Below are 13,995 nucleotides of genomic sequence, written 5' to 3' on the forward strand. Positions count from 1 at the left end.
ATCCATGCAAGGTACGTGTTCAAAACGTCATTTACCTAACAAAGAGCCTCTTCGCCACATATTGTTTAGGAGCTGTTGATCGCTCACATCCTCATTCTATTGACCAACCATCTCTCGCACGCCAAACAACAGCTCCCTATCTTCATGTTCTTCGAAACCTACTCTACTACTATCCCGTTGCCCTCAAGCGGATTGCACAATCTTGCTTGTTCGTCGGCCTCTCCCGCATGATGGCTGTTCTGTTTGGAATGGTCGATCCATTCAAGATGTGTGTTGGAGAATGTCATTCTGCCAACGAGCCCTGGTTTTAAAATGGTTTCATATTTCGTTTCACTCAATTTAGGAGCTGTGCTTTGTGCCTCTTTGACCCATTTATTAAACTCTTTTTGCGTTTGGGCCACTACTTCAAACTCCATATGAGTAAAGCCTTCTCCTGAGAAGTTCGCACTCCGTCCCATGTATGAGCCTGGTTCATCTGCTTCTAGGAACAATTCTGTTTCCATACCGTCCATTGCATATTTTTGTCCACCTAATTGCGGAACCCAAAAAGAGTTCATCGGGCCAACGGACGTTAATTTAAACTTGACGGGAACGTCTACAGGAATATTGACATAGTTTACCGTTTCAATATTTTGATCCGGATAGCTAAAAATCCATTTCCAGTTCGCTGCTGTTACATGGATCGTTATAGGCTCTACTTTTTCCTTCGTTGGCTTTTCCAAAGCAAAGGTAGCCTTTACAGTCGGAATGGCCAATGCTGTAACAATAAGAATCGGAATGGCTGTCCAGACGATTTCCAGCAATATGTTTCCTTCTTCTTCTGGCTCATAATTTTCCATCCCCGGTTTTTCCCGATAGCGAATCAGTACAACGGTAAATAATACGAATACGACGACAATAATGAGCAGCATAAATCCAATCGACCAAAGGATTAAATCGTATTGCGTTTTGGCTACTGGCCCTTTTGGCCGCATGACTAGCATATTTTCGCTGCAACCGCTTAATAACAGCACTAAAGATAACGGAAGCAACGAAGCCCATTTCCATATCTTCTGCTTCATCGCTTTGCTTCCCCCTTCACAAACAAGATAACACTGTTACGTAGAAATTGTTTTAATCCGTTTCTAACATATCAAAAGTAAAAATGTTTGAAACTAATTATGAAAAAAGTTCATAAATCAGAAAAATATTTGTCACAATGTGTTCAAAAACTGTTCATGAAATATTCATTTGTGTGGATAAAATATGAAAAACCCCCAAATTCAAAATAAAGCTGATCCTTTTGGAAGGATCAGCTTTATTTTCCCAGGCGCATTTTCATCATTTTTCTTGTACGCGGATGAAGGGTTTGCCACATCCATTTTTCATATAGTTCTTTTCTCTCAGAAAGCGTTAAATAATACGCTTCCCCCGCCTGCTTCCGCGCCCGTTGTGTCACGTCATAGAGCGTCAAAGCAGCTGCTACTGATATGTTAAAGCTTTGTACAAAGCCATGCATCGGAATCATAAACGTTCCATCAGCTAAATGAAGCGCTTCCTCTGATACACCGCGATGCTCGTTGCCAAACAGAAGCGCCGTGGGACGCGACACATCCATCTCATGAAGCGCAATGGTTCCTTCCCTTAAATAGCTCGCGAGTACCTGATATCCGGCAGATTGTAACTCTCGAATAGCAGTGGAGATATCCGATTTCTGGTGAACCGTCAGCCATTTATCCGCATTTCTTGTCACAAAAGGATTCGGCTGAAACGGCGCTTGTCCTGTGACCACATATATATCCTGTAGTCCAAAAGCCTCCGCCGAACGTAGCACAGCCGCTTGATTATGCGGATCATCTACCGCTTCCGTTAATATCGTAATATGGCGAGTTCTCTTATTTAACACATCATACATTCGCTTTAATCGCTCAGGTACAATCATTTCCCAAATAGGTTGGTTTTCTTCTGTTAATAAACCCTCTTGCTTTAATTGTTCAATGAACGCCTTTGCTTCTTGATCGTTCATCGGCTTCACCTTCGTTCCTATCAAAATTTCTAAGAACGAATTTCATTGTACAAAATTTCAAGGTATCCAGCAAATGAAAAAGGGCTCTTTATATAGAGCCCTTTCCGTCTACGCTAAATAAGCCTCGCGCACCTGCTCATTGACAAGCAGTTCTTGTCCAGGTCCGGTCATGACGATTTCCCCTGTCTGAATCACATAACCACGGTGAGCAATTTGCAACGCTTGGAACGCGTTTTGCTCGACAAGCAAAATTGTCATCCCTTCTTCGTTGAGCTCATGGATAATTTCAAAAATTTGTTCAACGATAATCGGCGCAAGTCCCATCGATGGCTCATCTAGCATTAAGAGCTTTGGCTGCATCATCAGCGCTCTGCCGATGGCTAGCATTTGCTGCTCTCCACCACTCATCGTGCCGCCTTTTTGATGAAGCCGCTCTTTAATTTTAGGAAAGTAGTGAAACACGCGTTCCATACGCTCCTCAATGACTTTTCGATCCTTTACAGAAAATGCCCCCATTTCTAAATTTTCCTTTACCGTTAAACGCGGGAAAATGCGTCGTCCTTCCGGCACATGGGCAATTCCATCAAAAGCTGTGACATGCGGAGGCGTATTCGTAATATCCTTTCCATTGTACAAAATCGTGCCGCTTTTCGGTTTGACTTGCCCGCTGATCGTCTTCAGCGTCGTCGATTTTCCGGCACCATTGCTGCCGATCAGCGTAACGATTTCCCCTTCATTCACCTCAAGCGTAACTCCTTTTAAAGCGTGAATACCGCCATAAAACGTATTAATATTCTCTAAACGTAATAAACTCATCTGCGAGGTCCTCCCTTTATGAAGCTGTTGCAGCCGCGCCTTTTCCTAAATAAGCTTCGATGACTTTTTGATTGTTACGTATTTCATCAGGTGTACCTTCGGCAATTTTTTCCCCATGATCCAACACCACAATATGCTCGGAAATTTCCATGACAAGCTTCATGTCGTGTTCAATCAAAATAATCGTTAAATCAAGCTCTTCTCTCATATTATAAATAAGCTTTGTTAGCTCACTCGTCTCCTTCGGGTTCATCCCGGCCGCCGGCTCATCCAGCAGCAGCACTTTCGGTTGCGTCGCCAATGCGCGGGCGATTTCTAGCTTACGCTGCGCTCCGTATGGCAGATTTTGCGCTTCTTCATTAAATAGTGATTCGAGCCCGACATATTCTAGTAAGCGATAAGCCTCTTTTCTTGCTTCCTTCTCTTCTTTTCTTACATGAGGTAAATTAAAAATTGTACTGAACAGTCCGCCATGAAGATGCGTATGCATACCAACCATCACATTCTCTAAAACAGTGATCGCCCCAAACAACCGAATATTTTGAAAGGTACGAGCAATGCCTTTTCTCGTGACTTGGTGCGGCTTTAACCCTACAATCGATTCGCCATTTAATAAGATATCACCGCTTGTCGGCTGGTAAACGCCTGTCACCATGTTAAAAAACGTCGTTTTTCCGGCACCGTTCGGACCAATCACAGCTGTAATCGAACCCTTTTCCACGTCCATGTCGATGTTGCTGTTAGCGACAAGTCCGCCGAATTGCTTCGTTAAATTTTTAACTGTCAAGATGGACATGCTGTGCCCCCTCCTTTTGTACGCCGGCATTCATTGGCGGATGTCCTGATGTGTCTGTTAAATCCTCTTTTTTAAATACCGGATTTTTCGCCGGCAATAATCCCTGCGGGCGGTAAAGTGCAAATAAAATCAAAATAGCTCCGAAAATAAACCGTTGCATTTTCGCTGGCGAAAGAGCGTCAGGAATACTGATCACACCGTTTAAGCTAAGCTGATTGAGCCAGTTTGTCAGCTCTGTTAACACTTGGAGATTTAGAATCGTCACAAGAGCGGCACCAAGGATGACGCCTGGCACACTGCCCATTCCTCCTAAAATCACCATGACTAAAATCGTAATGGATTCAAGCAGCGTAAAGCTTGTCGGGTCAACAAACGTTTGCTTGGCAGCAAATACGACCCCCATCATTCCAGAAAACGATGCCCCGACGGCAAACGCCATCAGCTTCGTCCGCACAAGATGAATCCCCATCGATTGGGCGGCAATCTCATTTTCCCGCACCGCTTTCCATGCACGGCCGATTTTTGAGTATTCCAAACGGCGAACGGCGAAAATAACTACCAGTAAAATAACTAATACGATGTAATAAAATTGGCTTGGATACATAAAGTCCAGTCCGAATAATTTAGGCGGTTGAACCGATGCGAGCCCCATGGCTCCATTCGTAATATTCACAGGCTTATCCAAGTTATTGAAAATAATGCGGATAATCTCTCCAAAACCTAACGTAACAATCGCTAAATAGTCTCCTTTAACCCGTAAAACAGGAATCCCTAGCAATATTCCGAATAACGCCGCAGCGAGACATCCGATAAAAATAAATACCCAAAAGCTCCCTCCAGAAAGAGGATAATGTCCAAACGGCATAAAATTATTTGCCTGCGATGTGGCAAAAATGCCATATGTGTAGGCCCCGATGGCAAAAAAGGCGACAAATCCTAAGTCTAAAAGCCCTGCCATCCCTACAACAATATTCAATCCGAGTGCCATCGCAATATAAATGCCGACTAACGTTGCCACTTCCATATAAGATTGATACGCTTCCCCTTGGCTAGCGGCAAAGGGGAGCAGTACCACCATCACTAAGCCGGCCACCAGCCATTTGATGCGATTGGAAAATGTGGTAAAATACAATAATAATAAGGAAGCAAGGAGCAATAAAAAAGCGATAACAGATTTTTGAGCCAAATATAAGCTCAGAAATGTCACAACAATATACAATCCGATCATGATTGCCTGAAGGCGCTTGTTCGCTTGAATCGTACTCAGCCAATTTTTCATGTCGATCACCTACACTTTCTCTACTGTCACTTTTCCGAATAAACCTTCCGGCTTGAAAATTAATACGATAATTAAAATAGCAAAAGCAAATACATCCTTATATTCTGCGCCGAGAACTCCGTGGGAAACGATCGGCAAATTCGCCGCGGCAAACATCTCAAGCAAACCGATGAGAATCCCGCCAAACATCGCACCGCGGATATTGCCAATACCGCCTAAAACCGCTGCCGTAAAAGCCTTTAGCCCTAGAATAAAGCCAATGTACGGATCGATCGTTCCGTATTGAACGGCAAACAATACTCCCGTGGCTCCTCCTAATGCTGAGCCAATAAAAAATGTAAGAGCGATGACTTTATTCACGTTTACCGTCATCAACGCCGCTGTTTCCCGGTCTTGTGCAACAGCGCGCATCGCCATTCCCCATTTGGTTCTATTCACGAAAAAGTCCAATGTGATCATCATCACGATAGCGACACCTAATACAATGAAAAACGAGGATTTTACCGATGCATCATTAAATACGGACAAGATTGAAGAGGCTTCAATTCCAATTTGCTTATTGAATAAATTTGGTCCTGTTAAAATATAATTGCCATTTTTCAATTCTGTAATAAAACGGACAAGATCTTGAAGCAAAAACGAAATGCCGATCGCCGTGATTAATGTAATAAGCTTCGGCGCATTACGCAACGGGCGATAAGCAACCCTCTCAATACCCATTCCAAGCAAACCGGTAAGTACCGACGTAACGATTAACACCAACACTAAAGTAATAATGGCTGGCATAGAGGTAATCCAACCCAATCCAGAAAACGTCAATAAAATCGCCGTTCCTACAAACGCCCCTGTCATAAAAATCTCGCCGTGAGCAAAGTTAATTAATTCTAAAATTCCATAAACCATCGTATATCCTAGTGCAACAATCGCATATACAGCTCCCAGTGCTAAACCGTCAATCAGCACTTGAGGCAATGTGTGCAATACTTGTTCAATCATTCTGTTCACCTGCCTGTTTTTGCTACTTTTACTTTTCCATCAGAAAGGCGCCTAGCTTTATGGCTACAGACAACAAATGTTCTTTATTTGTCATCAATGAACTAAGCTAGGCGCCCAGTAACACTCTAAACTTTAAATTGAAGGAAAAGGGAGCAATGATCTTCCTCACCTTTTCCAACTATGATTACTGCTTACTTACTTCATCCTCCAATTTAGCTGGATATTTTGCTTCGTCAAATTTATAAATGTAGATTTTCGCATATTTATTGTCGCCTTTTTCATCAAAGCTTACCTTTGTAACCACTCCTTCATATTCTTGAACTTTGCGAACGCCCTCAGCCACTTGCTGGCGAGAAGGAAGCTTGTTTCCGTTTTCTTTAATGGCATTTTCAATTCCTTTTAGCAATACTCCCATGGAGTCATAACCATAAGCAGAATAAGATTCGATATCTTTTCCAAATTTTTGCTTATACTTTTCGGCAAATTGCTTTCCAGCATCTGTCGCTGTCGTAAGACCAGCCGCAGATGTCATATATACATTTTTTACTGCGTCTCCAGCGATTTGCACAAGCGTCGATGAGTCTAAACCGTCACCGCCCATGATCGGTACCGTAATCCCTTTATCGCGCGCTTGCTTAATCAACTGGCCACCTTCCGTATACAAGCCACCAAAGTATACAAGGTCCGGCTTTTTCGCTAGCACTTGGTTTAGCACGCCGTTAAAGTCTTTTTCGCCGACTGTAATTCCTTCAAAGCCGACCACTTGAGCGCCTAGATCTTCAGCGCCCTTTTTAAATGCTTCTGCCAAGCCGCTACCATATGCGGTTTTGTCTTGGATAATGAAGATTTTTTTCGCTCCAAGCTTTTCGATTGCGAATTTCGCTCCTGCAGGTCCTTGGAAATCATCGCGGGCACAAATGCGGTTAACTGTTTTTAAGCCGCGGTCTGTCACGTCAGTTGCTGTGTTTGCTGGGGAAACCATCGGAATGCTGTATTTTTCATAAATTTCTGACGAAGGAATGGCTACGCCTGAGTTAAGATGTCCTACTACACCAAAAATTTGCTTATCGGCTCCAATAAGCTGAGCGTTTGCTACCCCTTTTTTCGGGTCACCTTGGTCATCATAAGGAACAAGCTCCAATTTAAATCCAAGCTTTTCAAAATTTGCTTGCTGTTCTTCTAATGCCAGCTGGGCACCCAATTTAATCGACTCGCCCAATGTCGCACTTCCACCGGAAAGCGGCGTTTGCGTCGCAATCTTAATGACATTGCTTCCACTGCTGCCTCCACTTCCTCCATTGCTAGCGTTTTGATCCTTGTTCCCTCCAGAACATCCCGCTAACAAGCCGACTGCTAGTGTCGCTGTTGCTAAAATTGAGAAGGTTTTCTTGAAGACCATTCGTATCCCCCTTTTTGGACTTTTAAAAATTTTTTATATTTTAAGAAAAATATAATATGAATTTTCAAAATTAACAAGCTTTATTTTTTTCCTAGAAAAAACTTTTTTTCACAAAATACTTTGGATAATGCTATCTAATACTCATTTCTAGGGCTTTTTTACTCAATATTTCGAATCACGAAATATTATTCTTACAAAATTTACTAAATATTTTCAACAATATAAACATAGAATGAAATATTATGGAGAGGTTCCACTCATGGAGCAACTAGATTTCTTTTTTATTTATAAGCACAGCGAAAGATTGAGCAAACGATGTCTGTGAAAATCATCTTGTATTTATAATGTGCCAGCACGTTAACCTCTAAATAAAAAACGAACCTTTCTGAAAGGAAGCGAAAGGCTCGTTTTTTTACTATTTCGATGATCTTCTTCGATTATAATACAGCTGAATAGCAAACGAAGCGAGTTTGTAAAGAAAAGTAACAAAGTTTCTTCTTGGTCACATGAATGAAACGAAAAGTAACCTCCAATAAAGATCCAAAGATGAGAACAATGAACCTCTCCCACCTCCACTTCGGTTAGAGGTGGGAGATTTCTCGGCGGATGATGTTACATCTCATCTATACGGGAGTGCTGTTTCGTCATATAGGCTTGTCTCGGATGGTTGGGCTGATTTGGGTACTTTAATTGAATCTTTCCTTCCTCTAGCAGCTTAGCCAAGTAATTATTACGCAATCCATCAGATGTTCTTTCTAATAAATAGGCTAATTCTTTTAACATCAGTGGCCGTTGCGCACAAAGCTGTAAAATCATTTGCTCCATGACGCTTGGATGAAGCCTTTTTTTCTTACGTGCCAGTTCAGCTATTTTCCATAGCTGTTCATCTATTTCCTCATGATGGATATCCGAATCCATATACTCCATTTTATTTACGGAGTTTAACCGTTTATTTACGGAGTTCGAAGATTTATTTATGGAGTTCAACACATTATTTAAAGAGTTATCCGGTTTATTTACGGAGTAGTCGCGTTTATCTATAGAGTAACCAGATTTATTTATGGAGTTATGGTCGTTATTTAGTAAGTTCAAGTCCTTATTTACTAAGTTATCAACTTTATTTATGGAGTTATCTATATCTGCATGGATCCAATCGCCTAGTCCTTCATCTTGTTCCTGTTCTATCGTTTTTTGGTGATCTGTTTCATATGTTGCTGCAATATCAACTGGAAAAAACATCATGGTAAAAAACGTGCGTTCTGGATGATTCTGTTGAATAAATTCAGGCTGCTTCCATTGATGGGCATCCCATATCGATTGAATATGCTTTAATCCAGATCCTGCCCGTTTACAAAGGCCGATTAGAATAAACATTTTAAATAAATTAGGGTTGCGTAAATTGCTCATGCCGCTTGAAAACGCCGAGTCAGCTGGAATACGGAGCAAACCGGGATTGGAGAGGCGAACGATATTTCGTTCTTTTTCAATGACAATCCCTCCCTCTCCAGAGTAATCAGCATGAACTAAAGCATTGATAACCGCTTCATGGAGCGCCGATTGTACAAATGAATGACTACTGTCCATATGATTCATGACTTTAAAATAAAAATCGTATACATTGCCAGACCATGTTCCGTCTTGAGAAGTAAATCGTTTTTCCCAGTTAGCCGCTTCCATTTCCCCCGTGCTTTCGCGATATTCCAGAAAATATTGCGGCAATACTTCTGTAATAATTCTTTCTTCACTGAACATGATGAGTCCGGCAACCGTGACGCCTTCTTTACTGCTGTTTCTCAGCTTTCCCCATGCACCAATTTTGTATAAAAATTCTTTTGTCTCAAGTCCATTCCATGGGTGCTGCGGCTTTACAGCTGCAAATTTTTCGCGATAATGATTCACTGATTCAAAGTTCAACTCATTCAATCCGTAGTGTTCTAAAATTAAATTGTCTGACATAACCAGTGAATGTCCATCCGGATTATTTGTATATTTATTCACTTCCAATCTCCCTCTTATGCTATTTTATAAAAATAAAACCGGCATCCTATGCTTTTTATTTTATCACCTTTCTTGTGTATTGCGGATAATGGTAAAAAAAGAAAATGGCAGGGATAATTTTTAAAATTCAAGGAAATTTATGTATATGGACAAAAATACTGAAGGAGGTAACAAATCGTGCAGTCTCTTCCATTATCTGTTGAGCCTTATTGGCGTTCATCTGTCAAACTTCCCGAATTCCCTTCGTTAAATGAAGATATCCATGTCGATGTCGCTATTATCGGAGGCGGTATTTCCGGCATTACGACTGCTTATTTGCTTACAAAAGCAGGGAGCAAAGTGGCTCTAATTGAGGCCGACCAATTGCTAAATGGAACAACGGGACATACAACCGCAAAAGTTACAGCCCAGCACGATCTTATTTACGATGAATTGATTCATCACCTTGGTACCGAAAAAGCTCAGCTTTATTATGAAGCTTGTACAGAAGCTATGCGATGGATCCAAACCATCATACATGAGCAAAACATTGACTGTGACTGGAAAGAAGAGGATGCGTACATATACACTCACTCCTCATCCTCTATTCAAAAGCTCATTAACGAATGTAAAGCATATGAAAAGCTTGGAATCAAAGGGGGATTGGTGGAAGATCTTCCGCTGCCGCTTCCCAGCAAAGCTGCTCTTGTCATGAAACAGCAAGCACAATTTCACCCTTTAAAATATTTAACGCATCTCATTGAAGAGATCACACAGTCGGGCGGGCTCATTTATGAGCAGACTCCTGCAAAAGATGTCGAAAAAGGAAATACATTAACGGTCATTACACGCAATAACAAACGAATTACATGCCAGCATCTCGCTGTTTGTTCCCATTTTCCTTTTTATGACGGTGGCTTTTATTTTTCGCGAATGTATGCAGAGCGCTCCTATGTTCTCGGTGTACAAATAGAGGGAGATTACCCTGGCGGCATGTATTTAAGCGCAGATGAGCCGAAACGTTCGATTCGCTATGTCACCACAATCAACGGAGAAAAATTGCTTTTAGTGAGTGGAGAAAACCATAAAACCGGGCAGGGAGTCCCTACCATTCAGCATTATGAGGCTCTTCAATCCTTCGCCTCAGATATGTTTCCAGTGACGTCGATTCCCTATCGCTGGTCTGCCCAAGACTTAACGACATTAGATAAAGTTCCATACATCGGCGCGATGACAGCCCATACCCCTAATATTTATGTCGCGACAGGATACCGAAAATGGGGGATGACCAATGGAACGGTCGCTGGTTTGCTTCTGACCGATCTCATTACAGGGCGAGAAAACCGCTATCATCACCTTTACACACCGTCACGCTTTTATGCTGATCCAAGCGTCAAGCATTTTATTACACAAAATTTAGATGTCGCAAAACACCTTATCGAGGGAAAAATAGAACCTGTCATTCGGACGCCGCAAGATCTGGCTAACGGAGAAGGATCTGTCGTGCTCGTAAACGGGAAGAGGGCAGGGGCGTATAAAGATGAGAACGGTTCATTATTTCTCGTTGATACAACATGTACACATATGGGTTGCGAACTGGAATGGAACAGCGGAGATCGCACATGGGACTGTCCTTGCCACGGCTCTCGATTTTCGGTTTGCGGCGATGTCGTAGAAGGCCCTGCCCAACAGCCGCTTACGAAAATAAGCGAAGAGGCTCTGGATTAAAAGATTCTAGTATATAAACATGATGATTTTCTCATATCATTCCATCATTGTTTTACCCGGCTTTTCTAAGAGCTCACTTCTCTCTTATAGGTAAAGGATCGCTCATGCTAGAAGCCTTATTATTGGATTGCATAAGAAAAGCTGTCCGATCGGACAGCTTTTCTTATGCTGATTTTTCAGAGGACTGATACTCTTTTTCCCAAAACTCCGCGTCTTTAATTCCTAATTTGACTGGATCAAATACAGGGTCCCTCCCAGCTTTTTTCTGATTCTCATAGTCTTTAAACACTCGTAAAGCTGTCTTCGATAAAAGAAGAATCGCAACAATATTGAGCCATGCCATACTTCCAACGCCGATATCGCCGAGCGCCCACGCCATTTCCGCTGTTTTAACACTTCCATAAAAAACCATCAACAAAATAAGCACCTTTAATGCAATTGGCAGCCACTTTATGTTGATTTTCCTCATAATATACGTAACATTCGTCTCAGCCATATAATAGTAAGCCATAATTGTGGTGAAGGCAAAGAAAAAAAGCGCAATCGCCACAAATGGGGCACCCAAGCTAGGGAAGACGGTTTCCACCGCTTTTTGCGTATAAATCGGACCTGGCTCCACATTGCCAAGCGTTTGAACAATCGGCGCCGCATCTTCTGGCGTCACATTATACATCCCAGTAATTAAAATCATAAATGCCGTGGCAGAACATACAAACCATGTATCAATATATACAGAAAAAGCTTGCACCAATCCTTGTTTGGCCGGATGCGACACTTCAGCCGCTGCTGCTGCATGCGGCGCTGTACCTTGTCCTGCCTCATTGGAATAAATGCCTCGCTTCACTCCCCAAGCAACGGCAGAACCGAAAATCCCGCCAAATACGGCATCCGCGCCAAAAGCGCTTCGAAAAATTAAAGCAAGCACACTTGGAATCTGAGCCATATTCGAGAAAACAATAAACAAAGCAACGACAATATAGCCTAGTGCCATAAATGGAACGACAAACTCTGCAACACGTGCAATGCGTTTGACTCCGCCAAAAATAATCGTTGCTAAAATCAGCACCAATCCAATACCAGTTATGATTGGACTCACTCCAAACGCATTTTTCATTCCCGCGGCAATACTATTCGCTTGTACTCCCGGCAACAGCACACCTGTAGCCAAAACAGTAACAACTGCAAACAAGACCGCATACCATTTCATTTTTAAGCCTTTTTCAATGTAATAGGCGGGCCCGCCGCGAAATTGCCCATCCTGCTTGACTTTATATACTTGTGCCAAAGCAGCTTCCACAAAGGCTGAACCTGCACCTAAAAAAGCAATTAGCCACATCCAAAAAACAGCACCTGGTCCGCCGTAAGCAATGGCTGTCGCGACACCTGCAATGTTTCCGGTACCGACGCGCCCAGATAACGCAAGCGACAGCGCCTGAAATGAAGAAATGCCGGCTTCTGAACTGCGGCCTTCAAACATTTGCTTTATCATATCCTTTAAGTATCTCAACTGCAAAAAACGAGTGGCCACCGAGTAGAATAAACCTGCCGCGATGCAAAGATAAATAAGAGCAGGGCTCCAAATCAGCTGATTTAACCGTTCAATAAACTGCTCCAAGAAAATTCCTCCCTTTTTGTTTAATAACAGAAAAAAAACAATTATATTGTTAAATAACAGAATCATTAAATATTATAAAATAAATTTACTATTTTTTTAACTGTATTTTTACTCCAAAATAAAAAACATCCTTAAAACAGGATGTTTTACTTCATATTCATGCCTATTTTGCATGCTACTGCGATATTTTTCGCTGTTTGTGTTATATAATATTCTGCCTGTTCGATTGCTTTCGTCAGCGAAATAATGCCAGGAACAATACTATAAATGGCATCAATGCCTTGACATAGTACAGCGCTGCAATCGTCTCCCAGCGAACCCGCTATAGCTAAAACCGGAATGTGATATGACTTGGCGGCTTTTGCTACACCGATTGGCACCTTTCCGTAGATCGTCTGTCCATCGATGCGTCCTTCTCCCGTAATAATAAGCGAGGCTCCACGGATGCGTCGCTCGAATTGCACAGCGTTCAGCACGATGTCGATCCCTCGTTTTAGTTCCGCATTCAAAAAAGCAAGTAAGCCCGCTCCTAATCCTCCCGCCGCACCAGCTCCGGGAACATCATGTACTCGTTTTCCGACGGTTCGTTCAATCATATCCGCATAATGACGCACATTTTGCTCAAGTTGCAGCACCATTTCCGGTGTCGCTCCTTTTTGCGGACCAAAGACGGCTGCCGCCCCTTGCCGGCCGATTAACGGATTTACTACGTCGCAAGCCGCTTCTATTTTAACCCGGCTCAGTCTCGGGTCTAATGAGGAAAGGTCAATCGATGCAAGCTTAGCAAGATTTCCTCCGCCAGGGTCAATGTCTTTTCCATGTTTATCTAACAAACGGCCTCCCAATGCTTGCACCATTCCTGCTCCTCCGTCATTTGTCGCGCTTCCGCCGATCCCGATGATCAAGTGGTTCGCTCCTTCATCAAGAGCGGCCCGGATCAACTCTCCTGTCCCTTTTGTTGTCGTTATCAATGGATTTCGTTTGTTATTAGGGACTAAATGCAAGCCTGAGGCGGCTGCCATTTCGATGACCGCTGTTTTTCCATCACCAAGCAGCCCAAAACACGCCTGAACAGGTTCTCCTAAAGGTCCTGTGACTTCTCGTTCCACAATCCGGCCTTTCGTAGCCGCAACCAACGCTTGAACCGTTCCTTCTCCTCCATCAGCCATTGGCATGCATACATACTCCGCCTCGGGAAATACCTCACGAAACCCTTTCTCAATCGCACGAGCGACCTCGATAGCGGCTAAACTTTCCTTAAATGAATCAGGCGCAATGACAATTTTCATCCATTTTCTCCCCCATCTTTTTTCATTGAGTAAAATGTAAGTGTCTTATGACAGCCCCATCCACTTTGGATACGTCTATTATGTATATACAGCTT

The 13,995-nt window shown here is 42.6% G+C and carries 11 protein-coding genes; 1 reads left to right on the forward strand and 10 read right to left on the reverse strand.

Translation table 11 applies throughout. From position 1 onward, the window contains the following. Window positions 1-158: 158 nt before the first annotated feature. The 8 genes from qoxA to AT864_RS16170 all read right to left on the reverse strand — a co-directional run bounded on the left by qoxA (window position 159) and on the right by AT864_RS16170 (window position 9,289). The gene (gene qoxA / locus AT864_RS16135) at window positions 159-1,061 is read right to left on the reverse strand and encodes a cytochrome aa3 quinol oxidase subunit II (RefSeq protein ID WP_066150739.1); all 903 of its coding nucleotides are present in this window, start codon (window positions 1,059-1,061) and stop codon (window positions 159-161) included. Between the two features lie 236 nt (window positions 1,062-1,297). Then, window positions 1,298-2,005, reverse strand: a complete 708-nt coding sequence (locus tag AT864_RS16140) for an RNA methyltransferase (RefSeq protein WP_066150742.1) — start codon at window positions 2,003-2,005, stop codon at window positions 1,298-1,300. A gap of 108 nt (window positions 2,006-2,113) precedes the next feature. Next, complete coding sequence (locus tag AT864_RS16145; RefSeq protein ID WP_066150745.1) at window positions 2,114-2,821, reverse strand: ABC transporter ATP-binding protein; 708 nt, start codon at window positions 2,819-2,821, stop codon at window positions 2,114-2,116. A gap of 16 nt (window positions 2,822-2,837) precedes the next feature. Beyond that, entirely contained in the window at window positions 2,838-3,617 is a 780-nt protein-coding gene (locus AT864_RS16150; RefSeq protein ID WP_066150748.1) for an ABC transporter ATP-binding protein, read from the reverse strand. Continuing rightward, window positions 3,598-4,896 (reverse strand): branched-chain amino acid ABC transporter permease, encoded by a 1,299-nt coding sequence (locus AT864_RS16155; RefSeq protein WP_066150750.1) that lies wholly within the window; start codon window positions 4,894-4,896, stop codon window positions 3,598-3,600. The genes AT864_RS16150 and AT864_RS16155 overlap by 20 nt, the downstream gene beginning before the upstream one ends. A 9-nt stretch (window positions 4,897-4,905) precedes the next feature. Then, window positions 4,906-5,892 (reverse strand): branched-chain amino acid ABC transporter permease, encoded by a 987-nt coding sequence (locus AT864_RS16160; RefSeq protein ID WP_044745180.1) that lies wholly within the window; start codon window positions 5,890-5,892, stop codon window positions 4,906-4,908. 184 nt (window positions 5,893-6,076) lie between these two features. Continuing rightward, window positions 6,077-7,291: a branched-chain amino acid ABC transporter substrate-binding protein gene (locus AT864_RS16165; protein WP_066150753.1), complete on the reverse strand. Its 1,215-nt coding sequence runs from the start codon at window positions 7,289-7,291 to the stop codon at window positions 6,077-6,079. 612 nt (window positions 7,292-7,903) lie between these two features. Beyond that, window positions 7,904-9,289, reverse strand: a complete 1,386-nt coding sequence (locus tag AT864_RS16170) for an ATP-binding protein (protein WP_066150756.1) — start codon at window positions 9,287-9,289, stop codon at window positions 7,904-7,906. A 177-nt stretch (window positions 9,290-9,466) separates the two neighbouring features. On the opposite strand from AT864_RS16170, the gene AT864_RS16175 reads away from it, so the two are divergent. Then, on the forward strand, window positions 9,467-10,996 hold the full coding sequence (locus tag AT864_RS16175; RefSeq protein WP_066150760.1) for an FAD-dependent oxidoreductase: 1,530 nt from the start codon (window positions 9,467-9,469) through the stop codon (window positions 10,994-10,996). A gap of 163 nt (window positions 10,997-11,159) precedes the next feature. Here AT864_RS16175 and AT864_RS16180 read toward each other — a convergent pair whose 3' ends face one another. Both AT864_RS16180 and AT864_RS16185 read right to left on the reverse strand, forming a co-directional pair. Then, window positions 11,160-12,611, reverse strand: coding sequence for a sodium:alanine symporter family protein (locus AT864_RS16180; RefSeq protein WP_066150763.1), 1,452 nt, complete (start codon window positions 12,609-12,611; stop codon window positions 11,160-11,162). A 146-nt stretch (window positions 12,612-12,757) separates the two neighbouring features. Beyond that, window positions 12,758-13,900, reverse strand: a complete 1,143-nt coding sequence (locus tag AT864_RS16185) for a glycerate kinase (RefSeq protein WP_066150766.1) — start codon at window positions 13,898-13,900, stop codon at window positions 12,758-12,760. Window positions 13,901-13,995: the final 95 nt, after the last annotated feature.

The sequence above is a fragment of the Anoxybacillus sp. P3H1B genome (genome assembly GCF_001560855.1).
Classification (GTDB): domain Bacteria; phylum Bacillota; class Bacilli; order Bacillales; family Anoxybacillaceae; genus Anoxybacteroides; species Anoxybacteroides rupiense.

Excerpts from the sequence above, each read along its gene's own strand:
- qoxA (WP_066150739.1), bottom strand. The coding sequence starts at position 1,061 with ATGAAGCAGAAGATATGGAAATGGGCTTCGTTGCTTCCGTTATCTTTA.
- AT864_RS16140 (WP_066150742.1), bottom strand. The coding sequence starts at position 2,005 with ATGAACGATCAAGAAGCAAAGGCGTTCATTGAACAATTAAAGCAAGAG.
- AT864_RS16145 (WP_066150745.1), bottom strand. The coding sequence starts at position 2,821 with ATGAGTTTATTACGTTTAGAGAATATTAATACGTTTTATGGCGGTATT.
- AT864_RS16150 (WP_066150748.1), bottom strand. The coding sequence starts at position 3,617 with ATGTCCATCTTGACAGTTAAAAATTTAACGAAGCAATTCGGCGGACTT.
- AT864_RS16155 (WP_066150750.1), bottom strand. The coding sequence starts at position 4,896 with ATGAAAAATTGGCTGAGTACGATTCAAGCGAACAAGCGCCTTCAGGCA.
- AT864_RS16160 (WP_044745180.1), bottom strand. The coding sequence starts at position 5,892 with ATGATTGAACAAGTATTGCACACATTGCCTCAAGTGCTGATTGACGGT.
- AT864_RS16165 (WP_066150753.1), bottom strand. The coding sequence starts at position 7,291 with ATGGTCTTCAAGAAAACCTTCTCAATTTTAGCAACAGCGACACTAGCA.
- AT864_RS16185 (WP_066150766.1), bottom strand. The coding sequence starts at position 13,900 with ATGAAAATTGTCATTGCGCCTGATTCATTTAAGGAAAGTTTAGCCGCT.